This is a genomic window from Paenibacillus sp. BR2-3 (assembly GCF_046529485.1).
In the GTDB taxonomy this organism is placed as follows: Bacteria; Bacillota; Bacilli; order Paenibacillales; family Paenibacillaceae; genus Paenibacillus_AQ.
Window position 1 is genome coordinate 3,400,194 of the sequence record NZ_CP126311.1, and the last position, 24,085, is coordinate 3,424,278.

Genomic DNA, 24,085 nt, shown 5'->3' on the forward strand with positions numbered 1-24,085 from the left:
TATTACATCAGCATCTGCGGGTCCACATCAATACTGACCTGCAGTCCTGTATCACGCGCTGAATCTTCCAGTTCCTCCGCCACTTCACGGGCGAGACCGATTACATCAATAGATCCGCGCCATTTAATGATGCATTGGAATCTGTATCTGCCTTTAAGCCTCGGGATGGGAGAAGCAACCGGGCCTAACAGTTCAAGTACATCCGGAGATTCCTGGTCCAGAATGCCGTACCATCTGCGCTGCCTTGCTTTGCCCTGAAGATTCAGAGCATAATTCTCCGAAAGGCGAAGGAGCACCGGCAGCTGCTCATGGGATAGTGTAACCAGAATCAACCTGCAGTAAGGAGGATAATGCAAGCTTCTCCGGTGCTTCAGCTCTTCACGAATAAATGAAATATAATCATGGCCGCTTGCATGAACAATGGAGTAATGCTCAGGAGTGTAGGATTGAACTACTACCTCTCCCGGAAGCTGATGCCGTCCCGCACGACCCGCAACTTGAGTCAAAAGCTGGAATGTTTTCTCTGCAGCACGAAAATCCGGCAAATTGAGCGCTGAATCCGCTGTAATTACACCTACAAGTGTAACATCGGGGAAATCCAGTCCTTTGGCTACCATCTGTGTTCCCAAAAGAACATCCGCCTTTTTGTCCCTGAACTGACCCAGAAGTTTCTCATGCGAACCCTTCTCCGTCGTTGTGTCCACATCCATTCGAATGACGCGAATCCCCGGAAAAAGCTTTCCCAGCTCTTCTTCGACCCGCTGTGTTCCTGTTCCGAAGAAGCGGATATGCTCACTGCCGCATTCCGGGCATACCTTCGGCGCCGGCTCAGCATGTCCGCAGTAATGGCACCGCAAATTATCGCTCCGGCTGTGATAGGTCAGCGAAATATCGCATTCCGGACAGCCGGCCACATAACCGCAGCTCCGGCACATGACAAAGGTGGAGAAGCCCCGGCGGTTCAGAAGAAGAACAGTTTGCTCTCCACGCGTTAGTCTGTCTGCTAACGCCGCATGAAGCTTGCGGCTGAACATAGATCGGTTGCCCTCTTTTAACTCCTCGCGCATATCCACCACCTCGACCTTGGGGAGCTCATTGCCCAGCGCCCTGCTGGGCATCTCCAGCAATACGGGTGAGAAGTGTATATCACTCTGTGAATTGGCTGCATAATAGCTCTCCAAAGAAGGAGTCGCCGAGCCCATTATGACCACAGCATCCCCCTGCCCGGCCCTGCGGACAGCGACATCTCGGGCATGATACTTGGGATTCTCCTCCTGCTTATAAGAGGATTCATGCTCTTCATCCATAATAATCAGACCCAGATTGGTAAACGGAGCAAAGATCGCCGAACGCGCTCCAACGGCAACCGTAGCTTTGCCTTCCCGGATTTTGCGCCATTCATCATACCTCTCCCCGACAGACAGTCTGCTGTGCATCACCGCAACTCCGCTGCCGAAGCGGCCCTTGAACCGTTCCACCATTTGCGGAGTGAGCGAGATTTCCGGCACAAGGACAACCGCCTGGCGGCCCTGATCCATACATCGCTGAATGCACTGTAAATAGATCTCTGTCTTTCCGCTTCCCGTCACACCATGCAGCAGAAACACTTCATGCAGCTGCTCATCAATAGAACGCGCAATCCGTGTATAGACAACTTCCTGTTCTGAGGTCAGCGGCAGGGGTTCGCTTGGCTTGAAGTCACGGCCCCGGTACGGGTCACGGTACACTTCAATCTCACTAATCTCTATGAATCCCTTCTCCTCCAGACTCTTCACTGTGCCTGCAGTTACTTGCAGCACCGATAGGACCTCTTTCATAGGCAAAGGAAGCATAGCTTCCATATCTATTAAAAAAGACAATACTTCCTTCTGTCGCGCGGATCTGGCCGTAAAGCTGTTCAGTGCCTCCCGTGCCGTGTCCGGACCAATTGCTAAGTTCACAGCCTTCAGCTTTTTCTTCCCCAGCTTATCCTTGATCGATTGGGTTTCTACAAGCACACCCCGCCGCAGCATGAACTTCACCGTCTCGGCAGCCTCCGGAAAAGCCCTGGTCAGCTGCTTCATCGACACCTCGCCGCTCTGTGCTACGAAATTCGTAATGTCACGCTCTTCCCGGCCCGTATCCGGAAACATCGGAAATAGTTCCTCATCCGGGAATATCATTTCTGTTCCCGTACCAGTGGCTTGGTCCTGTATAGTCTCACCCATTGAAATGAAACGCTCTGCCTTCCCCTTCAACGCCGTCGGCAGCATAGCCTGCAGCGCAGAAATCCGGCGGCAGGCATACCTTTGGCTCATCCAGTCACCCAATTCCACCAGTTCGGGGGAAAGCGGAGGAATTAAATCCAGTACTTCCTGAATCGGCTTCAGCCCCGGAACCTCACGTGTGTCCCCTGATTCCAGAGAAATAACAAACCCCTGCACTGTACGGTGGCCGAACGGAACCGCAACACGGCTGCCCACTTCAATCCACACCTTCAAAGCTTCCGGGATGGAGTAATCAAAAGGCCTGTCAGTGCTGCGAACAGGTACATCGACAATGACCTTGGCTATATCCATTACAGTGTTACTCCGGAAATACGCTTGGCTGCCAGCGTTAGCAATTGGCGGGCAACTTCGTCCTTGGACAGCTGCGGAAGACTAAGCACCAGTCCGTCACGATCATAAATAGTGACTATATTCGTGTCGGTCCCAAAACCGGCGCCGGCAGCAGTAACATCATTCGCAACAATAAGATCGCAGTTTTTACGAACGAGCTTGTCCTTGGCATACTCCTCTACATTGCCTGTCTCCGCTGCAAACCCAATCAGGAATTGATTTTTCTTGCGTTTGCCGAGAGTTTCCAGAATATCCGTAGTTTTTATAAGCTCAAGCGTCATTGAGTCTCCACTTTTTTTAATTTTGTCAGGCATACTCTGTTTCGGGCGATAATCCGATACGGCCGCTGCTTTAATCAGAATGTCACAATCCTCCCACAGCGCCGACACCGCCTCAAGCATGTCCTGTGATGATTGAACCTGAATCACACGGATATCCTGGGGAGGACGCTCATCCGTTCGGGCTGCCACCAATGTTACTTCAGCGCCCATAGTACGTGCTGCACGGGCTATGGCGAAGCCCATTTTGCCGGATGAATCATTGGAAATATAACGGACCGGATCTATTCGTTCTATAGTACCACCGGCTGTAATTACGACCTTTTTGCCGGATAAGGGACCGGATCTTACACTTTCCTGCAGCTTAAAAAACGTCTCTATACAGCCAACTATAGCCTCCGGCTCCTCCAGTCGTCCTTTTCCAACATAACCGCAGGCCAGCAAGCCTTCACCCGGCTCTATAAATTGCACACCGCGATCCGCGAGAATATTCATATTCTGGATGACCGCCGGATGCTGATACATATGTACATTCATCGCCGGAGCCACCATAACAGGGGCTGTTGCGGCCAATAAAGTAGTAGAGAGCATATCGTCTGCAAGTCCATGCGCCATTTTGGCGATGATATTCGCCGTAGCCGGTGCAACCAGCACAAGATCGGCAGAGTCGGCAAGCTCGATATGAGAAATGGAGGACGGGTCACGCTCCTGAAACGTATCGCTATATACACGCTGCTTCGATAACGACTGCAGCGTCAGCTCTGTGATGAACTCTTTGGCTGAGGCTGTCATAATAACGTGAACCTCTGCGCCCTTTTGCACAAGCTTACTGCATAAGGAGGCTGCTTTGTAGGCTGCAATTCCCCCAGTGATGCCCAGCACAATTATTTTACCCTTTAACATGATATTCCCTCCTGTGCCATGTCCCCGACAATCGAGTGTCTGGTCATATTCCTTATCATCAAGAAAAAAATAACAACCTTCCGGTTGTCAGGAACAGCCCGGTCCGGGCTATCATAAGTCATTATTCACTCCTAAATTGTTCATAACCTCAATAAGAAACGGCATCCCCGCCATTGCATGAGGCGGTGAGCGTTTCAGCATACAATATAAGCAGCTTATGAAATAATCTATAAATTGCTCATATCTTCGAATAATAGACTCTTATCCGCTCCGGTGACATTTAATTCAGAAGAAACTACTCTTCTCCGCGGGTCACAATAAGACGGTCTTCGAATATTTCTTCAAGGGCAATGCCAACCTGTTTGTGGGATTTCGGAGACTTAATATCGGTCTTGCCGCCCTCGCGCAATTCTCTTGCCCGGCGAGAAGCTGCGACTACCAGAGAATATTTACTGTCGACTTTAGTCATCATTTCATCAATCGATGGATATAACATGGGACACCTCTTCATAGTTTATACTAACCTTACCCGTGAACAATCTTGCTTGGTATCACTTGATTTTACAATGTTCGGCCGTAATAATGCTTTCTATTCGCTTGCAGGCCAAATCAATTTCATCATTGACCACAGCGTAGTCGTAATGCCTCATGAGATTAATCTCATCCTCGGCCACAGACATGCGGTGATTAATAATATCCGGGTGTTCGGTGCCGCGCCCGCGAATCCGATCCTTGAGCTCATCCATAGAGGGAGGAAGAAGGAACACAAAAATGCCCTCAGGAAATTTCTCCTTAACCTTGAGTGCACCCTGTACCTCGATTTCGAGAATAATATCTTTCCCGCTATCCAGTGTCCGCTCGACAAAATCCCGGGGAGTACCGTAAAAATTTCCCACGTACTCAGCATATTCAAGGAGCTGGTCAGTCGCTATCATATCGGCAAACTGTTCCTTGGTTTTGAAAAAATAATTAACGCCATCCTCTTCGCCCAAACGCGGGCTACGGGTAGTAGCAGATACCGAATAGATAAGTTTTGGCATTTTGGGCCGCAAGGCGGTGCAGACAGTTCCTTTACCGACTCCGGAAGGGCCGGATAACACGATCAGTAATCCTTTTGACATAGTACACTCCATTTAGTTGTTATTCGTCGTTATCGTCGTCTTTGCTGGACAAGCGGTGTGCCACGGTCTCAGGCTGTACAGCCGACAAAATGACATGATCACTGTCTGTAATAATGACGGCACGGGTTCGACGGCCGTAGGTAGCGTCAATCAGCATATGCCGGTCTCTTGCTTCCTGAATAATCCGTTTAATTGGTGCAGACTCCGGGCTGACTATGGAAATGATGCGGTTGGCCGATACGATATTTCCAAAGCCGATGTTAATAAGTTTGATTGCCATATTCCGGTTGTTCCCCCCAAAAGTTACAGCTTGTCTTTTCGAAAAGGCTCCATTACTCTAAATTCGCCGCTTGTTCACGAATCTTCTCCAGCTCCGCTTTCATTTCCAGAACACGGTTGACCAAAGACAGCTGGTTGCTTTTAGAACCTATGGTATTCGTCTCTCGGTTCATCTCCTGAATGAGAAAATCCAGCTTTCGTCCAACCGGGTCATTCCCCCGAAGCAGAGTTCTGCATTGATCAATATGACTGTATAGACGGGTCAACTCTTCATCAATATTGCAGCGGTCGGCAAAAATAGCAATTTCCATTCCGAATTTAGGCTCATCAAAAGGAAAAGTCCCATCATTGAGCTCCGTTAGGCGCTGGCGCAGCTTATCACGATATTCACTTACTACTAAAGAGGCTAACTCCAGCATTTCTGAGTGGAGCATTTCCAGCTTCTCCAGTCTCAGCTCTAAATCAGCAGTGAGGTAACGCCCTTCCCTGGCCCGCATCTCAAGCAAGGAATGCAAGCTCTGCTCCATGCCTTTCTCAAGCACTCCCCGCCAGGAATCAGATAAAGCAGCCTCTGCGTTTGCTCCCTCACCATTCTTCATGATGTCAGGCAAAGATAACATATCCCGCAGACTAAGCTCGCCGGAGAAACCGAATTCTCTTATCAGCTCGTTGGCGGCCCTTATATACGACTTGACCGCCGAGTGGTTCAGAACCAACCCGGAAGCCGTCTCTTCTTCTTGTTCCCTATTGATGGTGACATCAACCCGACCCCGTTTGATATGCTCTTGGACCTTCCTTCTCAGCATATCCTCAAAACCAGTCCATTCCCTGGGCATCCGCAACACAACTTCGGAGTAACGGTGATTCACCGATTTGACTTCGAACGAAATCTTGTAACCGCCGAAATGCAGGGAAGATTGACCGTATCCGGTCATGCTAAATGACATCGGCATCACATCCATTACACTATTGTAATTGATTATTCTTAGCGAAACAAGGGGGACAATTTGCGCCCGGATTTCTCCCAGACATACTCCAGCAGCTGCACACTCATGTCGTAGAACATAAAAGGAGTCATCAGATAGATGCCGTTAAAGTGTTCTGTAGCCGCGTCGAGCAGTTCTTTGGCAATAGCCACACCCTCGGCGCGTCCGGCCTCGCCTTCAAGCCCTTTCATCCGCTGGCGGACTTCTTCAGATAGCTGGATTCCGGGAACTTCGTTATGAAGGTATTCCGCATTCCGTCCGCTCGCCAGCGGCATTACACCGATGAAGACAGGTATATCAAGATGGGCGGTTGCTTTAGCTATATTAGCGATCAGCTCACGGTCATACACAGGCTGGGTCATAATATAATCCGCACCTGAAGCAATCTTTTTCTCCAAGCGCTGTACAGCTTTGTCCAAATGCTTCACGTTCGGGTTAAACGCTGCACCGATGACGAAGTTCGCCTTTTGCTTAAGGGGCTTGCCCGAAAATGCAATCCCATCATTCAGCTGCTTGATCATCCTGATAATCTCAAAAGAGGTTAAATCGTAGACTGAGCTGGAACCGGGAAGATCGCCGAATCGTGCAGGATCACCCGTAACAGCCAGCACATGATCGATCCCCAGGGCATCAAATCCCATTAAATGTGACTGTGTACCAATGAGATTACGATCACGGCAGGTAATATGCACAAGCGGACGAAGTCCTGTCTTGGCCTGAACCAGATGTCCAAGCGCCATGTTGCTCATTCGGGTTACGGCCAGGGAATTATCCGCCAGCGTCAATGCATCCGCACCCGCTCTTCGCAGTGCCTCCGCGCCCTTCATAAATTTCGCAATATCCAGATCACGGGGCGGGTCCAGCTCGACAATAACGGTATGCCGTTCTTTCACAAGATCAACCAGCGTCGGCTCATCACCGCCCGTACCTTGTTCACCGCCAAAATGCTCCTGAACCTGCACACGCTCCATACCGCGTGATGTCGGCACAGGAAGCGGCTGGGGAACGTATCCCTGTAAAGCGGATGCAATCTCTGCGATATGCTTAGGTGTTGTTCCGCAGCACCCGCCGATAATCCGGCTTCCCATATCCGCAAACGTCAACGCCATCTCGCCGAAGTATTCGGGTGAAGCGCCATATCTGTACTGGCCGTCCACATAATCCGCTACCCCTGCATTAGGATAGACGGATACGGGTAGAACGAGATGGCCCTGCAAATGCTTCAGTGCTCTCTTGATCCCGTTAGGCCCGGTGCGGCAGTTAAAGCCGATAATGTCAGCACCGTCATCCTCCAGAATTCGAAAGGCTTCCGGGAGGCTCAGCCCATCCAGGGTTCGCGCCGTTTCATCCACGGCCAGCTGGCAGATAACGGGAAGCTTGCTCTGATTCCGCACTGTACGAAGCGCCAGATGCATCTCTTCCACATCATAGAACGTTTCCAGCATAATACCGTCAACATCCTCTTCGAGGAGCGCAACAATCTGCTGTCCGAAATATTTCTTCAGCTCCGCCGCCGATAGATTAGCCCGCTTGCCGGCCCGGATCGAACCGACTGCTCCGACTACGTACCCATTCTCTCCAGCAGCCCGGCGGGCGATTCGGACTCCGGCGCGGTTGATTTCTTCTACCTTCGACTCCAGTCCGTATTTGGACAGCTTGTCATAGTTCGCCGAGAACGTATTGCTCTCCAGCAGCACTGCTCCAGCCTCTATATAACTGCGATGTACATCCTCAATGACCTCAGGAGAGGTCAAATTCAATTCTTCATAGGAAATGCCGACAGGAAAACCCTTCTGATATAAATAGGTACCCATCGCCCCATCCCCGACAAGTACATTTTTTCCCCATGCAGACCGCAAATCGGGCTTCATCAGAGACCCTCCCCCTGATATTAGTTTCATACTAATGTAACATAAATCGGGATGAATGATAAGCTTTCCGGGCAAAAGAGGCTCATCGTTCGACATGGCGTGCATGCGGACGGTTCCATTGCTTCATAATATATTCAATATATGAAGAGCAAACTGAGGAGGGATTGCACAACGATGAAAAAGCCGATCAGGAAACAGCTGCTTAAAAAATACGCCGCAACCGCGCTTCTTTCGGTGTTGGGAATTCTGTACTTGTACGCAGGTGATTTGATGTTCGGGTATGGCAAAAATAATGTAATCGAGCTGGCTTCCTATATGTTTTTAACCAGTTCGGAGAAAGTACTGGGAGTACTCCTGTTTCTATGTCTGATCGGACCGGATCTTGTTCACTGGATCAGCGGACATCAGCCGGGTCGGGAAGCTGAACGATAACGCCTGACGGCGGCGCCAATAATCAGGACAGCCGGGATGGCAATGGTGAAGATGGGAAAAACTTTGTAAAGGAGGTATCCTCCCTCTTCGAGGTGCTCCGTTAAACTGCGGGCGTTCAGTAGAGAAGAGAATAGAATAATTAACGCTAAGGGATAGATCAGGGTACGGTAAGGTAGACCGAACAGATCGGAGATACCGACCAACGCCGCTCCGTAGAAGACCGCAATTTTGAAAAAAACCCCGATAATCAGCAGCATGACTACCAGAATGTCCAATCGCTGGATAAAATCGGACAGGGCCGCTTTGCTAATGGTGGACAAGAGCGGAAATGGTGAACGCTCCAGCATGTCACTGCCGAGAACCGTGATATTGACGATTGAGGTGTAGCTGAGCAGCAGTCCCGCGAGAAGCATGGCGGCGGGGATGACCCATACTCCCTTTTTATCGTCGCTAAGATAGGGCATCAGCATAGTCAAACAGATGATTTCACCGTATGGGAACATATAATTATGCTGAACCACCGAAATCGCAACGGGCCGAAATCCGTCCCCCAGCACGGGGAAAATACGCGTCCATTCCATCTCTCCAGACAAAAGGATCAGCACTGTAAAGATCCCACCAATGGACAGCACCAGGACCATAAAGATCAAGGAAGTACGTGCGAGCACCTCGATCCCTTTATGCAGAACATAAGCGCAGGACAGGATCATCAACGCACCTACAACCATAATGGGTGTGCGGTGCAGGGTTGCCATTACAAGCAGAGCACTGCCGTCCCGCAGATCACGGCCTGCGATATTTATGAACATTACCACATAAGAAATGACCACTACCGCTCCCAAAGGTTTGCCAAGAATCGCCCTGGCATAACCGGATAACGGTTTGTCGGGGTACAGCTTATAAAGATAAGCGTAACCCGTGAATAGGACGAGCCCTACTATACAGCCGACCAGTATGGAAATCCAGCCGTCTCTGCCGGATTTGGAACCATTGACAACAAGTGCCGTTCCAAGTTCAAACAGGAACGTAAGCGAAAAAAACTGCACCAATCCTATTTTCGGGCCTCCCATGAACTTCTTCCTTTCCTATTCCATGTTTTCCGACTGGAAGGAACGCGTCCTCATATCGGTATGTCGGATAACTGACTTCACCTTGATGTTCACTTCGCAGCGGGTAAATACAATATCCCAACGATCCTCCACCTTTTTCCACCCTTTCGGATTATCCCGTTCAACCGCTTCTCCGAATCCGAGGTAATCGCTCTTGAATTTCATGGCTGCCTTGACGGCAGCTTCTGTTTCCTTCCTGGTCTGTTCACTCAAACGTTTCTCCAGATCCCTCAGCACCTCGGGCTTGGTCAAATCCAGCGGACCGGTGGACTCTTTCAGTCCGGCCTGTTGTTCAATGCTTATGTTCATAATCGGATGCTCCGGATCTTTGGCGTCTGCTTTAATCGTGGTATGCACCTGGTATACATTAAATGCTGCAATATCATCTTTTCCCAGTTCGATGAACGCTGCATTCTGCTGCAGCTTGTTATGCAGGCGGCTTGTGCCCATTCCCTCCGCGCCGTCCAGAAATCCCACCAGCTTGTCTTGCTTGAATACACCGAGACCGGAAGTCCGCAAGATAGCCTTTGGCTTGATTGCCTCCACATTTTCCTTGCTTTTCGCCGCTTCCAGATCGCCGTTTATTACTACACCGTTGATAATCGCGCCCCCGCCTTTTGCCACGATACCCCGGATTACATCGTCCACCTCCATCTGGAAGTTAAACCCAAAGGACTGTGATGTGGTTTCCAGCTTCTTTACAAGATCATTGGCCGGAATTTTCGTAAAAACGGTTACGATGGACAGAATGTCTTTTGCCGACTGACCTCTGGATATAAACATCAGGCTGCTCAGGCGCATTTCGGATTCCCGCTCCAGAATATCCATAATATCCTGAATCCCTTCGCGGGCCAGCTCCTCTGATATGATGATAACCTTTACATGCCCCAGGGACAGCAATCGCGAGAGCTTCCGTGAAGCGTTTTCCAGCGCCTCGTATATCGATCTTCCGCTTCCTTCAAAGAGAGCAACCGGCGAATTCCCCCTGCTGTTTTTACCCGTGTTTTCTTCCGCCACGACTACCTGGAAAGCTACTTTGTATTTTTGGTCCCCCGAAAGCCCTTTGTCGATGGACATACCGGAAACAATGGCTCTACGGTTTAGTTCCATGCTGTCCCAGCAGCTGGTCAACAGCAGAAGAAAAATGCCCGGGAGCAACAGCAACTTGAACATTTTAAGCATCTGTACGCCCCTCCTTCCCGGAAGCGGATGACTCGTCATCATTACTGGTGTTATTATTCGCATCCTTTGATTTATGGGGACGGAGGTGAATCATCCACATGGGCACTCTCACTAAAGTATCCTTCTGTCCTCTCAAGGAAAATGGACTGAACGGGGATAAATACGGAACACCGAACGAGCGCAGGCTGTTCATGTGGGCAACCAGTACGATCAACCCTAGTGTAATGCCGTAGAAACCGAACACGGACGCAGCTGCAATAAAACCAAAACGGACGATTCGTCCCGCTATCGCCAGATTGTTGGAGGGAATCGCGAAGCTGGCAATACCGGTAAGCGCCACCACGATAACCATGACCGGCGTAATAATGCCTGCTTCCACCACAGCCTGACCCAGGATCAAGGCGCCGACGACCGAGACGGTCTGTCCAACCGCTCTTGGCATCCGGGTGCCGGCTTCCCTCAGGACTTCAAAAGCAATCTCCATCAGCATCGCCTCGACTGCAGCCGGAAACGGGACGTTCTCCCGTTGGGCCAGCAAGCTGATCAGCATCGGCGTCGGAATCATTTCATAATGAAAGGTCGTCAGCGCTATATAAATCGAGGGTCCAAGAAGCAAAATGATAAAGCTGACATAACGAACCATACGCATTAATGTGGCAATATCGAACCTTTGGGCATAATCGTCAGTCGATTGGAAGAATTGGGCGAATACCGTAGGCAGTATAAGCACAAAAGGCGTGCCGTCAACGATGAGCACGATTCTTCCTTCCAGCAAATTGGCCGCCGCTACATCCGGACGTTCTGTATTATAGACAGTGGGGAACGGCGTTAATACCTTATCCTGAATAAGCTGCTCGATATAAGAGGATTCAAGGACAGCCTCGATGTCGATTCTCTTCAGCCGCGTTCTCACTTCGTCCACGATCTTGTCATCCGCTATATTTTTGATATAGATAATAGCGACATCCGTATTCGTCACTTTGCCGATTCTCATAAATTCAAACCACAGCTTCGGTGATTTAATCCGCCTGCGGATTAGTGATATATTCGTGCTCACCGATTCTACGAAAGCGTCTTTCGGTCCCCGGACAACCAGTTGGGAGGAAGGCTCGGTGATGGTGCGCCATTCTCCGCCTTTCGTTCCGCCTACGATGCCCTTGGTGCATCCATCCAGCAGAATAAGGGTATCTCCCGACAGGATGGCGATCATTATTTCATTCCAATCGCTCTTAATTTCTGCTTCACCCAGCCCCATCGCTCTGCACAGGATGAGCTGAAGCAGATCTTCCGGCTCCCGGGACATTTCCGGCGCTGTAAGGTGGGAATTGTCTAGCAATGAACCCATTACGAATTCGTTCACCGCCACAGTGTTCACCAGGCCGCCCAGATGGACGACTGCAGCCTGTACCGGGTCTTCTCCGCCGATTTGAACCTGCCGGATCGTCAGGTCGGGACTGGCCCCGAGCTCCCGCCTGATGTTGTCCAGTGTCTGCGTGAGATTTGGCGAAAGTTTCGGAGCAGCGATATTTGCATTCCCGGCTGAGGTTTTAACCGAACCCTTATCACGCTTGCCTCGCTTTTGAGAACCGCTATCTATCATCTGCCTCCGCCCCTATCAAGTCTTATGGTTTCCATTATTTGCGATTCCCTCTATTGTTATGCGTCCTTCTGCTCAGGACGGCATTTATAGTCTCCGCAAGTGAACGGCAAAAAACCGCCGTTTAATAGCGGCGGTAAGAAAAACTTGATTCGATTGGTAACTCCGGTTACTTAGATTGAAACTATCCCTGTGAACACAACCGCAGCCGGACCGGTCATGTAGACATGATTGTCCTCTTCATTCCATTCGATAAACAGGTCGCCGCCCTTCAGGCTAATCACGGCCGAACGATCGGTCAGTCCATTCAGCACTGACGACACCAGTGTGGCACAGGCCCCCGTCCCACAAGCGAGTGTTGGACCTGCTCCCCGCTCCCAGACCCGCATGTCAACATGCCCGCGATCCAGTACGGTTGCAAATTCGACGTTTACTTTTCTCGGGAACAGGGGATGAACCTCAAGCTTCGGTCCCCAGGTTGCAAGATCGAAGGAAACCGCATCTTCCACATAGATCACGCAGTGAGGGTTGCCCATGGATACAGCGGTAAACTTGAATTCTGTTCCATCGGCTTCAATGGAACGGTCCAGAACCGGCTCCGCATCGATAGCTACAGGAATTTGCGGGCCTGAGAGTACAGGCTCACCCATATCAACCGTTACGGTTTCTACAACACCGTCTTTAACGTTCAGAGAAACCTTTTGTTCTCCGGCACCTAGGGTTTCAATTACAATTTGCTCGGAGCTGACAAGACCGTGGTCATATACATATTTGGCTACACAGCGAATAGCGTTGCCGCATTGCTCCGCTTCAGAGCCGTCCGAGTTCATGATTCGCATCATATAATCACCGCGCTCCGAAGGCAGGATGTATACCAGCCCGTCAGCACCTATACCAAAAAATCGATTGCACAGGATAACGGCTAACTCAGATGCGTTCGAAGGCAGTTCCTGCTCTCCAAAAACGACGATGAAGTCGTTGCCGAGGCCGTGCATTTTTGTAAATTCCATTGAAGCGTCCACTCCCTTAAAATTGGCTGAACCAAGCATACCTCAAGGAGTGGAGCAATGCTATTGATTTTATGCCGAAAATTTTGTACTTTTTATCATCGGATGGCTGCTGCTGCGTCTGCGGATTCGTTTACCGCTCCAGACACTGCCCGCTCCCATAACAAAGGTAGGAATGCCTGCAGTTACCAGAACGAGGCACCACTCACGGAAGCTTAGCGGCACTGTTTTGAAAACAGGCTGCAGCACCGGCATATACATAACAGCCATCATAAGGATTATAGAGGACAGCACGGCGAGAACCAGATACTTATTCTGAAAAGGATTGCGGTGGAACACAGAACGAGAGCTGCGGCAATCGAAGACGTGAATCAGCTGCGCCATAACCAGCGTGGCAAAAGCAACCGATTGAGCCCGAATCAGCTGCGACGGACTATCCGGTGCAATCCGCAGCGTCAGCCAAAAGGCAACCAGGGTACATAGGCCGATCAGCAGCCCGCGGCTGATGATTTTCCACCCCAACCGGCGGGCAAAAATGTTCTCTTTGGCACCGCGGGGCTTGTGCTCCATCAAATCCTTCTCAGGCTGATCCACTCCAAGCGCCATCGCAGGCAGTCCGTCGGTCACCAGGTTGACCCACAAGATCTGAATCGGAACAAGCGGCAGTGGCAGACCGAGCATCATCGCGAAGAACATCGTCAGAATTTCACCGACATTGGAAGCAAGCAAATAACGGATAAATTTACGGATATTCTCGTAAATATTCCGGCCCTCTTCAATGGCTGCCACGATCGTGGAGAAGTTATCGTCGCCCAATACCAGCGACGATGCCTCTTTGGTCACATCCGTCCCGGTGATTCCCATGGAAATCCCGATATCCGCCGCTTTTACCGCCGGAGCATCATTTACACCGTCCCCCGTCATCGCCACCACATGGCCGCGGCGCTGCAGAGACTTCACGATACGCAGCTTATGCTCGGGCGACACACGGGCGTATACATACACATTGTCGGATACTTTATCCAGTTCAGCTTCATTCATCCGGGAGATCTGACTGCCTGTGAGAACCGTACCGCCACGCTGCAGGATACCAAGCTGATGGGCAATGGCTTCTGCGGTGGTGCCGTGGTCACCGGTGATCATCACCGTTTTGATGCCGGCCCGGCGGGTGATGCTGATCGCATCGCGCACTTCACGGCGCGGCGGGTCAATCATACCGGCCAAGCCTATGAAAATAAGCTGGCTTTCCGCTTCCTTCTCATTGGATGCCGTTTCATTCGGCCGCATATCCCGGTAGGCCATACCCAGCACACGAAGCGCTCCTGAAGCCATTCCCTCATTGGCATCAAGCACCTTCTGCCGCAAAGTAGGGGTGCATGGAACCACTCCGCCTTCCCAGAGCATATAGGAACAGCGGCCCAGCAGCACATCAGGCGCTCCTTTCGTGCAGATGGTCCGGCCGCCCGGATGACTCACAATAACAGACATTAACTTACGTTCCGAGTCAAAGGGGAATTCCTTATCCCTCGTATAAGATACAGCCAGGGCTTGAGCGGTCAGTCCCATTTTTGCTGACAGGGCTACCAGCGCTCCTTCAGTGGGATCGCCTTTCAGTGCCCATACACCGGTGTCACTCTGTCCTTTATCTGTCTCGTTCCCTTTACTTTTTGCTTTCCGCTTGCCAGTCGTTTCGGAAGGAAAGGTCTCATGGATTTCAGCATTATTGCACAGAGCCCCTACCTGCAGCAAACGGCGCAGGCTTTGATCATGCTTAAGATCTACCGGCTTGCCCTTCTCCAGAACCTGACCCAGCGGAGCATACCCTTCCCCCGTTACCTCCAGAATGCGGCCGCCCGACCAAAGACGGGTTACCGTCATTTTATTCTGGGTTAACGTGCCTGTCTTATCGGAACAAATGACCGAAGCACAGCCAAGAGTCTCTACTGAAGGGAGTTTACGGACAATCGCCTTGCGTTTGATCATCCGCTGGACTCCGAGAGCGAGCGCAATCGTAACGATTGCGGGTAATCCTTCGGGAATAGCAGCTACGGCCAGGCTGACCCCGGCCAAGAACATCGCTGTCGCAGGCTGGCCGTGCATGATTCCTGCTACTACGACTACAATAGTCAGGCCCAAAGAAACATAGATGAGTATTTTGCCGAGCTGCTCCAGACGGTGCTGAAGCGGCGTTTCTTGTGCATCGGTATTTTGGATCAGATCGGCTATTTTGCCCATCTCTGTATCCATTCCGGTCCGGACGACCATGGCTTTTCCCGTACCCCTAGTAACCATCGTACCCATGAAACCGATGTTTTTCTGGTCACCCAGCGGAACCTCGTCGGCATATATGGGTTCAGAATGCTTGGCAACAGGCAGAGATTCACCAGTCAGCGCCGATTCTTCCGCATAGAGAGCGCTGCACTCCAGCCAGCGGACGTCTGCAGGAATCCGGTCTCCGCTCTCCAGGAGGACAATATCACCGGGAAGCAGCATTTTGGCGGGAATAATCTCGCTTTTACCTTGACGGATGACCTTGGCCGATGGTGCGGACAGCTGCTTCAGAGCCCGCAGTGACCGCTCGGCCCGGAATTCCTGAACAAATCCGAGCACCCCGTTAAGTAAAATAATAACGATGATTGTGACTGCATCCAGATACTCACCCAGCAATCCGGATACGAGAGTCGCCCCCATCAGCACCAGCACCATGAAATCCTTGAACTGGTTCAACAGCAGGGTCAGCGGGGACACTCGCTTCCCTTCCGACAGTTCATTTAACCCGCATTCCTTGCGTCTTTCGACGGCTTCCTCTTCGCTCAGGCCCGTCTGCGGATTAACCTTGAATAGTTGTTGCAGCTCCTCCGCACCGAGCCGGTGCCAACTGTTTTGTTCCATGTCCTTTCTATCCCCTCCCGGTCGTTTCTTGACCTCCGGCGGCACACAGCTTTTCCACCTGTTTAAGACCAATGTATTCAGGGTCGTCCTGAAATATCACCCTCACCCCGGGTCCCCTTTTGCGCGAACCGAGTAAAGTATGGCATCATAGGAGAGGAACGAAATTCATTTTATCGCGACAGGAGAAGTTTATTATGGCATTAGACGGTATTGTTACCCGTTCCATCGTGCATGAGCTTCAGGCATGCGTAGGGGCACGGATTGGTAAAATATATCAACCCAGCAGCCACGACCTCATTTTCATTCTGCGGGGGGGCGGAGCCGGCAAACTGCTGCTGTCCGCTAATCCTACCTATCCGCGAATACATTTTACAGAAAGAAATACGATCAACCCAACAGAAGCGCCCATGTTCTGCATGCTGATGCGCAAGCACTGCGAAGGTGGAACCATTGAGAACATTTCACAGGTAGGCATGGAGCGCATTATTCATATAACCATCCGAACCAGAGACGAGCTCGGAGACGTTTCCGCCAAAAAAATCATCATCGAGCTGATGGGCCGTCACAGCAATATCATTCTTACAGATCTTACCTCGGGTACTATCATCGACGGAATTCATCATGTTACTCCTTCCATCAGCAGCTACCGGATCGTAATGCCAGGCTTCGCCTATACAGAACCGCCGCAGCAGCACAAGCTGAACCCTTTGGAAATCGGGCAAAAGGAGTTTCTGAGCCTGATCTCTTCCGCCGAAGAAGCTGCACTGCAGGAAAATTCGGACAACGAGGAATCTGCTCAGGTGGAGGAAGAGCCAAAGGCTGACGGTTCAGGAGGGCCTGCCCCATCGGTGGATCCTGTTGGCTGGATTGTGCATGCATTCAGCGGAATCAGTCCGCTTATCGCCGGGGAGATCGTACAGCGTTACAGAAACTTTGAAGCTCTAAATATCAACACACAATCCAATCCAAAAAATCCGGTCATGCTTTGGGAAGCCTTCAACTCCATTATGGAGCAGGTGAGGAGGAACCAATTCTCCCCTGTCACGGGAGCAAATGCCAAAGGCAAGCTGATTTTTTCCGCGATTCCATTAACACTTTTGGAAGAACCTGTGAAGGAATTCAGCTCAATTAGCCAGTGCATGGAGGATTACTACGGAGATAAGGCCGAACGGGATACCGTGAAGCAGCGCGTAAGCGACCTGATTCGGTTCCTCGGCAACGAACGGAGCAAGAACATCAAGAAACTCGCAAAGCTGCAGGAGGACCTGGATGAGGCGCAGGAAGCAGACCGTTACCGGATCTGGGGTGAGCTGCTGTTCGCCTCCCTTCATACCCTTTCCAAAGGTGATACAACAGCCACTTTAGTCAACTACTACGATGAGAACCAGGCTGAAATAGCCATCCCGCTGGACCCGCTGCTGGGCCCTTCGGACAACGCACAACGTTATTTTAAAAAATATAACAAATACAAGAACAGCCTCCTCGTCATTGATGAGCAGCTCATCAAAACGCATGAGGAAATAGCATACATGGAAAGTCTGCTGCAGCAGCTCGCCCACGCCTCTCTCAACGATATTGAGGAGATCCGGGACGAGCTGGTAGGACAGGGATATCTGCGCGACCGGAACAAAAAGGGCAAAAAGAAGAAAAAGGCCACCCGCCCTACCCTGCAGGTGTTCACCTCTTCCGAAGGGGTGGATATTTATGTCGGCAAAAACAATCTGCAGAACGAGTACGTTACCAACCGGCTCGCTTCACCGAATGATACCTGGCTGCATACCAAGGACATTCCGGGCTCCCATGTCGTCATCCGCAGTGAGCAATTTGGGGATGCCACACTGGAAGAGGCGGCACAGCTTGCCGCATACTTCAGCCAGGCCAAACAATCGAGCAGCGTTCCGGTAGACAGCACTTTGATCCGTCATGTTCGAAAGCCAAGCGGCTCCAAGCCGGGTTTTGTGATCTATGATCATCAGAAGACGCTGTTTGTCACACCGGATGAAGCGCGGATCAAGAGTCTCCCCAGCACTTTAAAAAGTTAATTCAGCGCAAAAAACCTCCAGCCATCCGACGATAATGCGTCAATGGTGTTGGAGGTTTTTTTAGCTATATAAGTTGAACTAAAGATTTTGACCTATGCTATAGGTGTTACCCGTAACTACGGGAATGTTTGGACTTCCGGCCGCTGCCCATCCCCAGATGTTTTGGATTAGACCGCATGCAGCGGTAAACATCCGGGGACAGCAGATGCTTTCGAAGCGAGCTTTCCTGCGGAAAGCTTTCGGGCGGTCGCTGTCGCTCCTACAGTTCCAAAATTCCCTCCCGTTACTCTCCCCATTCATCATGTAATTCTTTAGTTCGTTTTAACTAGCTCTTTAGTTGGCCAAGTACATCAACTGAAACTGTAACACTCCCGATATCCCCATGGAAAATCACGCCTTGCCGAGCACCGTGGAAATCAGATCCGCCAGTAACAACAAGCCCATATTCCGCTGCCATAGCAAGATACCGCGCTTCCTCGGCCGGGCCGTGATCCGAATGATAGACCTCGATGCCTCTAAAGGCACTTCGCTCTACAATCCCGCGCACCAGTTCATCATCACCGTACAAACCCGGATGGGCTAGCACCGGAGCGCCACCCGCGCCGATGATCCATTGGCAGGCTTCCTCCGGGGTGATGCGCGGAGGCAATACAAAGGCCGCTGCACCGTCGGCCAGATACTTGTCAAAGGCATCCCGCATATCAGCCGCAGCTCCCAGCCGGACTAGCTCATCAGCAATATGGGGCCGCCCGATGCTCTCATCAGGCTTCAGCTCGCGTCCGATTCCTGCTACGACTTTTTCCAGAGTAATATCAATGCCCAGGTTCCGCAGCTTCAGGATTATTGCTTCATTCCGCTGCGCACGGGTGGCTCTCAGTTCTGCTAGCCGCGACAAAAATAAGCCATGCTGAGGATCGACATAGTACCCCAGTACATGTATGTCTTTACCGCCCGCACGCGTACTTATCTCAACACCGGGCACAACCGTAATACCGTACTGTTTCCCTGCTTCCAGAGCTTCCGCAATGCCTGCTACAGTGTCATGGTCCGTGATCGCCAGTGCCGCAAGCCCCTTCTCCCGGGCGAGACGCACATTTTCCGCAGGCGGCTGCATCCCGTCTGAAGCTTGTGTATGCGTGTGCAGGTCGCAGCGTCCTGACTGGTCTGCCAGCCTGATCATTCGTTCGTTCATCCTAATTCTCCCCCGCATGCTGGCGCAAAAACGTCAGGAACGTTACAGCCGAGATGGGCAGCAGTGCCGATTTCAAATGTATGGCATAGAACTGCCTTTTAAATGACGCATCCGAAATGTTCACTACTTTTAAAAGCCCCAGCGCAACCTCATGCTTAACGGATGACGTAGATATGATCGTAATCCCAAGTCCTGCTTCCACCGCCGATTTCACAGCACCTGTACTGCCGAGCTCCATTACAATCCGCATGGCCCCCGGGTCCAGTCCCTTGGCAATCAGCTGTTCCTCCATAACACGGCGTGTACCCGAGCCCTGCTCCCGCAGCACGAACGGGTGCTGCAGCGCCTCTTCCAGAGTAACCTCATCCTGTTCCGCAAGCGGATGATCATGGGGCACAATCAGCTTCAGTTCATCCCCCATTACCGGTTCAATAACCATATCGGGGTGGGTTACCGGGGCCTCAATTAAGCCGAAGTTAAGCTGATGCTTTGTGATCTCCTCCAGAATCTGCGACGTGTTCATCACTTTCATCATAATGGAGATGTGCGGGTACGTTTTGCCAAAAGGACCCAGAAGACGCGGAAGGACATACTCGCCAATGGTCAGGCTTGCCCCCAGCTGCAATCTTCCCTCGAGCATATGGGTGAACGCCGACATCGCCACATCGGTTTCCCTAATTAAATCAATGCTGCGCAGCGCAAAGGGCATCAGGGTTCTGCCCGCCTCCGAGAGAACGATTTTTTTGGTGGAACGGTTGAAGAGCTTGGTTCCGAAATAATCCTCCAAAGCCTGTACCTGCATCGTTACAGCCGGCTGAGTCATATGCAGCGCCTGAGCCGCTGCCGAGAAGCTGCCCCGCTCCGACACGGTATAAAAAATATGCAGCTGATGAAAGTTCATGTTCGCCACTCCTTCATTAGAAACCTTATACCGCCCCTTCCCATCATACCGAGCTGACGATACCAAGAAGAAACGGCTTCGCCGTCCTGAAAGAGACGGTATCCGTTTCTCGTAGAAATATAAGCAAAGTATAGTGAAAACTTATACTGTCTTATATTTTAAAAAAGGGCATGCAGCCTCAAGCCGCATGCCTCCTTATCTCATCTTCCTGCTACACTGCGTTTCCGGGATTTTGGGCGGATACAATATTGTTGTCATCTTACCTCATCGCAACAGGTTGTTCAAGCCTCCGGAGCGGTGAATTTAAGTTGAGCAAGTATCCGCATTATCTATGCAGCAGCATCCCTTGATCATTTTGCATCTTTTCTTGATTCGTGCCGCTTCCTCAGATATGTGCTCTATGGAATCAAAACGCTGGTACCGGTTGGTAACAACGGCGATAGAGATCGAGACAAGCGGAATCTCTTCTATTTTTCCAGAACGGCTCTCCGTCAGTACATACTGCTGCGTCAGATGATCTGCATGATAAAAGTCTTTTACCATGGTGTCAAATTCCCTGATTATGGTATCGCAGCATTCCTGATAGTTGTAATCGTTAATAAAGACTATGAAATCGTCCCCGCCAATGTGGCCCAAAAATCCACCCACCCGCAGTGTGCTATGCTTTAATATCTCAGCTGTTGACTGGATCATCCGATCGCCTTCCTTGAACCCATAGGTATCGTTGTAGGCTTTAAAATGATCTAGGTCGATGTACAATACACTGAATTGATCCTCAAGCAGCGACTTTACCAGCCATTCATTAATACTCAAATTCCCGGGCAGTCCCGTTAGTGGATTTAGAAAGCTTGCAGCTACAGCTTGTATCTCGGCAAAATTCAGCAACAAATCGCGGACACTCACAGTGCCGAAAAAGCGCTCCTCATGAGTGACTATCACATAATCATACAAGTTCTCTTCCTTACGGTTCATAGCCAGCTTGCTAACCTCAGTGATGGGTGTTTTATACTGCACAACAAGCGGATTCTTATCCATCAGCAGCTCTATGGATCTCCCCATATAAAGCGTAAAGCCGTATAAGGTTCCAATCTGCTGATAGAAACTTTTTCTCATAATAAGTGCAATCGGGCAGCCGTTGTCACACACAACCACACCTTGAAGCTGGGGATTGCTTTTAAAGATATGATCTACGAATTCGCATTTGCTATTGGGGGGAATCTGCGGGATTTGCTCCGCAATTTCCCCGATCTGGAGAAGCATACTCACAGCCCCTTCCTACCGGACTTTGACTTGTAACCCTTAATCAACGTTTTTCGCCTAAATAACCATCCAACGGTTGAGGGATGGGCCTGCCAAAAGCATATCCTTGACCATAATCAATACCAACCTTCTGTAAATAATGAAGTTCCTCTGCCGTTTCAATCCCTTCGGCAATTACGAGAGTGGCAGAACGGGCAGCATACTCCCTGATCAGCTCCAGTAATTCCTGCTGCTCCGGATTGCCGTGGATTCCGCAGATCAATGACTTGTCCAGCTTAATAAATTCAGGCTTCAAATAGACTAAAGTCTTCAAGCTGTTGTAACCCGAACCCGCATCGTCAACAGCAATCCGAAAGCCCTGCTCCCGATAATGGGACAAGGCCTTCTCAAAGCTAACATAATCTTGTACCGCCTGGCGTTCCGTCAACTCGAAGACAACACAACTTGGGGATAATCCCAGCTCTTTCAGAAGTTCCAGCGTTTCCCCGCTTCTGTGGCGTGAATCATTCAGGATACCGGGATGCACATTGATGAAAATAAGCTTATCATCCTTAGCTTTAGGATTCGGCAATCTCTCGACATATCGGGTAAGTGACAGTCGGCGGCAGTATTTTTCCAGTCTGAACATCAGATCCGTTCCCCCGGCAAACTCATAAAAGTGCTCGGTTGTTGGAAACTGAGGCGAAGAGGGTGGCCTGTTCAGCACTTCATGCCCAATGGTCAGCCCGTTCTGCAACTTGAGGATCGGCTGGAAGTATGTATCCATTAATCCCTTGTTCATAATGTCCAGGAGATCTCCCAGTCTCTTTAACTCCTTAATTTCGCTCTTCATTCTTCCGTTCAAATGCTGAAGGTAGTGAGGAAGCACAGATAACTTATTATGTATTTGCAATGGTTTGTTCATAACCTCTCCTGTATGCTTTTCTCATGAATTCTGTCCCTCGCTCCACCAGCATACATAAGAACTATTAACCTGTGATTAAATCAAATCATGATCTTATCTTTTATTGTGATGACAAGACAAATAGCCCCACAATGTGAGGCCAATACTTCATTCTTCATAAGCTACCTGCGCTTACGTTTCTTTTTAATGAGCTTCATGCGGCGGGCGTGGCGCAGCCACGAATAATAGGTCTTCAAATCCCGCAGCTTGGGATTCGATGAAATTTTGCCGAGAAATGAAACAATGATCAAGTTGTACAGCGGTTGGCCGGAGAGATTACTTACGCCTTCCAGCTCATTGAACTCGGCCGCCATCACCAAGTCATCGTCAATCAAGTACGCGTTCTGTTCACTGTTCGGATAAGGTTTTATCCGTTTCTGCTTCAGGCACTGCCATAACCAGGCTGCAATTTCCCCTTCGTCGCTGCCCGCTTCGCTGATCCGGTCCAAGTATCGGTTCTTCGCATGATTCGTTATAACAATGTTGGCGACCCTATAGTCATTCAGCAAAATATAGAAGGGCTCATGAGAGCCCCATCCTTCCTTTCCCTTGTCGCTCATCATCATCACACTCCACCGTATGTAAGGGGGCTTGGCACGCCTTTATTGTTGTCATCTTACCCCATTGCCGAGGGTAGTACAAGTTCATGCCCGCAGAAAAATTCCACAAAAAAACAGACGCCAATTTCGCGCCTGTCTTTTACCGCTGCCGGCTTATAATCCGTAGTAACGGGACTTGTCCGGTCCATTGCTGGTATATTCCGTCTTCAATTCATTGCGGTAAGACCTTTCGATCTTTCTCACATACGAAAGCCTGCGGACATTTTTCATAACTTCCTCAGCCCGATCTGCGTTAACGTACATAACGGCGTAATGCATCTTCCGTGAGACATAGTGCAGAGTTCCGTACTTTTCCAGATTACGCGCTGCCTTCACGTCACTAACCCAAACAATATATCCTGTGCGTTCCGCAAACATAAGCTCATCGCCTTCCTGTCTCTCTCTTTATCCCGGCTGCCTTATCCGCAAGAGCAACTGCCGCCGCTGCCGCAACCGCCTTTAGGCGCAGGATTGTTACTTGGAACCTTGATGCTGTTCGAAACCGAGAAGGCTATGGTTTCTGACATGGAGAACAGGATGTCATCCAGCATTTTCTCGGCCTTCTTGAAACGGGCTACCGCTTCGAACTGCTCCAGCTCCGCTTCAACCGCAGCAACCTCATCCTTGGCCGAATGATAGTTCGGGTGAAAATGGCCGAACCTCTGTGTCTCCTCGAACAGCTCCTTCTTGCTGTCAAGCTGCTTAATCATCGCCTGGATTTCGGGGCTCGCATCAACCTGCCCTTTCCAGTATAAGTAATCCGTCACTTCAGCGGATTGATTAATCATGTCGCCCAATTCATAGGCGTATGTCAGCACTTCAGCCATATCGACCGTGTTAAATTCCGCTACGCTCATGAGCTCAACTCAATTCTATGTCAAAGTTCTACTTGGC

Annotated in this window: 21 protein-coding genes; 2 read left to right on the top strand and 19 right to left on the bottom strand. The window is 50.5% G+C overall.

What is annotated here, in order from left to right; genetic code table 11:
• Positions 1-2: 2 nt before the first annotated feature.
• From priA to PaeBR_RS16365, 7 genes are all read right to left on the bottom strand, one after another.
• The gene (priA, locus tag PaeBR_RS16335; RefSeq protein WP_410511602.1) at positions 3-2,558 is read right to left on the bottom strand and encodes a primosomal protein N'; all 2,556 of its coding nucleotides are present in this window, start codon (positions 2,556-2,558) and stop codon (positions 3-5) included.
• Positions 2,558-3,778 (bottom strand): bifunctional phosphopantothenoylcysteine decarboxylase/phosphopantothenate--cysteine ligase CoaBC, encoded by a 1,221-nt coding sequence (coaBC, locus tag PaeBR_RS16340; RefSeq protein ID WP_410511603.1) that lies wholly within the window; start codon positions 3,776-3,778, stop codon positions 2,558-2,560. The genes priA and coaBC overlap by 1 nt, the downstream gene beginning before the upstream one ends.
• A 295-nt stretch (positions 3,779-4,073) precedes the next feature.
• Positions 4,074-4,274: a DNA-directed RNA polymerase subunit omega gene (rpoZ, locus tag PaeBR_RS16345; protein WP_410511604.1), complete on the bottom strand. Its 201-nt coding sequence runs from the start codon at positions 4,272-4,274 to the stop codon at positions 4,074-4,076.
• A 55-nt stretch (positions 4,275-4,329) separates the two neighbouring features.
• A complete protein-coding gene (gene gmk / locus PaeBR_RS16350; protein WP_410511606.1) occupies positions 4,330-4,899 on the bottom strand; it encodes a guanylate kinase in 570 nt (189 codons plus the stop codon).
• A 19-nt stretch (positions 4,900-4,918) separates the two neighbouring features.
• On the bottom strand, positions 4,919-5,179 hold the full coding sequence (gene remA / locus PaeBR_RS16355; protein WP_006209218.1) for an extracellular matrix/biofilm regulator RemA: 261 nt from the start codon (positions 5,177-5,179) through the stop codon (positions 4,919-4,921).
• Between the two features lie 52 nt (positions 5,180-5,231).
• Positions 5,232-6,125: a YicC/YloC family endoribonuclease gene (locus PaeBR_RS16360; protein ID WP_410511607.1), complete on the bottom strand. Its 894-nt coding sequence runs from the start codon at positions 6,123-6,125 to the stop codon at positions 5,232-5,234.
• Between the two features lie 38 nt (positions 6,126-6,163).
• Complete coding sequence (locus PaeBR_RS16365; protein ID WP_410511608.1) at positions 6,164-8,035, bottom strand: bifunctional homocysteine S-methyltransferase/methylenetetrahydrofolate reductase; 1,872 nt, start codon at positions 8,033-8,035, stop codon at positions 6,164-6,166.
• A gap of 174 nt (positions 8,036-8,209) precedes the next feature.
• On the opposite strand from PaeBR_RS16365, the gene PaeBR_RS16370 reads away from it, so the two are divergent.
• Positions 8,210-8,467, top strand: a complete 258-nt coding sequence (locus PaeBR_RS16370) for a hypothetical protein (RefSeq protein ID WP_410511609.1) — start codon at positions 8,210-8,212, stop codon at positions 8,465-8,467.
• Here the strand turns inward: PaeBR_RS16370 and PaeBR_RS16375 are convergent.
• From PaeBR_RS16375 to PaeBR_RS16395, 5 genes are all read right to left on the bottom strand, one after another.
• On the bottom strand, positions 8,440-9,537 hold the full coding sequence (locus PaeBR_RS16375) for a GerAB/ArcD/ProY family transporter (protein ID WP_410511610.1): 1,098 nt from the start codon (positions 9,535-9,537) through the stop codon (positions 8,440-8,442). The two genes, PaeBR_RS16370 and PaeBR_RS16375, sit on opposite strands and share 28 nt — an antisense overlap.
• Before the next feature lie 15 nt (positions 9,538-9,552).
• The gene (locus PaeBR_RS16380; RefSeq protein WP_410511611.1) at positions 9,553-10,758 is read right to left on the bottom strand and encodes a Ger(x)C family spore germination protein; all 1,206 of its coding nucleotides are present in this window, start codon (positions 10,756-10,758) and stop codon (positions 9,553-9,555) included.
• Positions 10,751-12,358, bottom strand: a complete 1,608-nt coding sequence (locus tag PaeBR_RS16385; RefSeq protein WP_410511612.1) for a spore germination protein — start codon at positions 12,356-12,358, stop codon at positions 10,751-10,753. The genes PaeBR_RS16380 and PaeBR_RS16385 overlap by 8 nt, the downstream gene beginning before the upstream one ends.
• A gap of 170 nt (positions 12,359-12,528) precedes the next feature.
• Positions 12,529-13,365, bottom strand: coding sequence for a diaminopimelate epimerase (gene dapF, locus PaeBR_RS16390; protein WP_410511613.1), 837 nt, complete (start codon positions 13,363-13,365; stop codon positions 12,529-12,531).
• Between the two features lie 69 nt (positions 13,366-13,434).
• Positions 13,435-16,254 carry a calcium-translocating P-type ATPase, SERCA-type gene (locus PaeBR_RS16395; protein WP_410511614.1) on the bottom strand — a complete coding sequence of 940 codons (2,820 nt, stop codon included), beginning with the start codon at positions 16,252-16,254 and terminating at the stop codon, positions 13,435-13,437.
• A 194-nt stretch (positions 16,255-16,448) separates the two neighbouring features.
• Here PaeBR_RS16395 and PaeBR_RS16400 point away from each other — a divergent pair, with 194 nt between their 5' ends.
• On the top strand, positions 16,449-18,296 hold the full coding sequence (locus PaeBR_RS16400) for an NFACT family protein (RefSeq protein ID WP_410511615.1): 1,848 nt from the start codon (positions 16,449-16,451) through the stop codon (positions 18,294-18,296).
• Positions 18,297-18,621: 325 nt separating this feature from the next.
• Here the strand turns inward: PaeBR_RS16400 and PaeBR_RS16405 are convergent, their stop codons facing one another.
• The 7 genes from PaeBR_RS16405 to PaeBR_RS16435 all read right to left on the bottom strand — a co-directional run bounded on the left by PaeBR_RS16405 (position 18,622) and on the right by PaeBR_RS16435 (position 24,048).
• A complete protein-coding gene (locus PaeBR_RS16405) occupies positions 18,622-19,488 on the bottom strand; it encodes a PHP domain-containing protein (RefSeq protein WP_410511616.1) in 867 nt (288 codons plus the stop codon).
• Between the two features lies 1 nt (position 19,489).
• Positions 19,490-20,389, bottom strand: a complete 900-nt coding sequence (locus PaeBR_RS16410; RefSeq protein ID WP_410511617.1) for a selenium metabolism-associated LysR family transcriptional regulator — start codon at positions 20,387-20,389, stop codon at positions 19,490-19,492.
• 303 nt (positions 20,390-20,692) lie between these two features.
• Entirely contained in the window at positions 20,693-21,649 is a 957-nt protein-coding gene (locus PaeBR_RS16415; RefSeq protein WP_410515217.1) for a diguanylate cyclase domain-containing protein, read from the bottom strand.
• 43 nt (positions 21,650-21,692) lie between these two features.
• Entirely contained in the window at positions 21,693-22,553 is an 861-nt protein-coding gene (locus PaeBR_RS16420) for an EAL domain-containing protein (RefSeq protein ID WP_410511618.1), read from the bottom strand.
• Between the two features lie 161 nt (positions 22,554-22,714).
• Positions 22,715-23,152 (bottom strand): hypothetical protein, encoded by a 438-nt coding sequence (locus PaeBR_RS16425; protein WP_410511619.1) that lies wholly within the window; start codon positions 23,150-23,152, stop codon positions 22,715-22,717.
• Positions 23,153-23,305: 153 nt separating this feature from the next.
• Positions 23,306-23,569, bottom strand: coding sequence for a YlbG family protein (locus PaeBR_RS16430; protein WP_410511620.1), 264 nt, complete (start codon positions 23,567-23,569; stop codon positions 23,306-23,308).
• A gap of 41 nt (positions 23,570-23,610) precedes the next feature.
• Positions 23,611-24,048, bottom strand: a complete 438-nt coding sequence (locus tag PaeBR_RS16435) for a YlbF family regulator (protein ID WP_410511621.1) — start codon at positions 24,046-24,048, stop codon at positions 23,611-23,613.
• Between the last annotated feature and the right edge of the window lie 37 nt (positions 24,049-24,085).

Excerpts from the sequence above, each read along its gene's own strand:
- priA (WP_410511602.1), bottom strand. The coding sequence starts at position 2,558 with ATGGATATAGCCAAGGTCATTGTCGATGTACCTGTTCGCAGCACTGAC.
- coaBC (WP_410511603.1), bottom strand. The coding sequence starts at position 3,778 with ATGTTAAAGGGTAAAATAATTGTGCTGGGCATCACTGGGGGAATTGCA.
- rpoZ (WP_410511604.1), bottom strand. The coding sequence starts at position 4,274 with ATGTTATATCCATCGATTGATGAAATGATGACTAAAGTCGACAGTAAA.
- gmk (WP_410511606.1), bottom strand. The coding sequence starts at position 4,899 with ATGTCAAAAGGATTACTGATCGTGTTATCCGGCCCTTCCGGAGTCGGT.
- remA (WP_006209218.1), bottom strand. The coding sequence starts at position 5,179 with ATGGCAATCAAACTTATTAACATCGGCTTTGGAAATATCGTATCGGCC.
- PaeBR_RS16360 (WP_410511607.1), bottom strand. The coding sequence starts at position 6,125 with ATGTCATTTAGCATGACCGGATACGGTCAATCTTCCCTGCATTTCGGC.
- PaeBR_RS16365 (WP_410511608.1), bottom strand. The coding sequence starts at position 8,035 with ATGAAGCCCGATTTGCGGTCTGCATGGGGAAAAAATGTACTTGTCGGG.
- PaeBR_RS16370 (WP_410511609.1), top strand. The coding sequence starts at position 8,210 with ATGAAAAAGCCGATCAGGAAACAGCTGCTTAAAAAATACGCCGCAACC.
- PaeBR_RS16375 (WP_410511610.1), bottom strand. The coding sequence starts at position 9,537 with ATGGGAGGCCCGAAAATAGGATTGGTGCAGTTTTTTTCGCTTACGTTC.
- PaeBR_RS16380 (WP_410511611.1), bottom strand. The coding sequence starts at position 10,758 with ATGCTTAAAATGTTCAAGTTGCTGTTGCTCCCGGGCATTTTTCTTCTG.
- PaeBR_RS16385 (WP_410511612.1), bottom strand. The coding sequence starts at position 12,358 with ATGATAGATAGCGGTTCTCAAAAGCGAGGCAAGCGTGATAAGGGTTCG.
- dapF (WP_410511613.1), bottom strand. The coding sequence starts at position 13,365 with ATGGAATTTACAAAAATGCACGGCCTCGGCAACGACTTCATCGTCGTT.
- PaeBR_RS16395 (WP_410511614.1), bottom strand. The coding sequence starts at position 16,254 with ATGGAACAAAACAGTTGGCACCGGCTCGGTGCGGAGGAGCTGCAACAA.
- PaeBR_RS16400 (WP_410511615.1), top strand. The coding sequence starts at position 16,449 with ATGGCATTAGACGGTATTGTTACCCGTTCCATCGTGCATGAGCTTCAG.
- PaeBR_RS16405 (WP_410511616.1), bottom strand. The coding sequence starts at position 19,488 with ATGAACGAACGAATGATCAGGCTGGCAGACCAGTCAGGACGCTGCGAC.
- PaeBR_RS16410 (WP_410511617.1), bottom strand. The coding sequence starts at position 20,389 with ATGAACTTTCATCAGCTGCATATTTTTTATACCGTGTCGGAGCGGGGC.
- PaeBR_RS16415 (WP_410515217.1), bottom strand. The coding sequence starts at position 21,649 with ATGCTTCTCCAGATCGGGGAAATTGCGGAGCAAATCCCGCAGATTCCC.
- PaeBR_RS16420 (WP_410511618.1), bottom strand. The coding sequence starts at position 22,553 with ATGAACAAACCATTGCAAATACATAATAAGTTATCTGTGCTTCCTCAC.
- PaeBR_RS16425 (WP_410511619.1), bottom strand. The coding sequence starts at position 23,152 with ATGAGCGACAAGGGAAAGGAAGGATGGGGCTCTCATGAGCCCTTCTAT.
- PaeBR_RS16430 (WP_410511620.1), bottom strand. The coding sequence starts at position 23,569 with ATGTTTGCGGAACGCACAGGATATATTGTTTGGGTTAGTGACGTGAAG.
- PaeBR_RS16435 (WP_410511621.1), bottom strand. The coding sequence starts at position 24,048 with ATGAGCGTAGCGGAATTTAACACGGTCGATATGGCTGAAGTGCTGACA.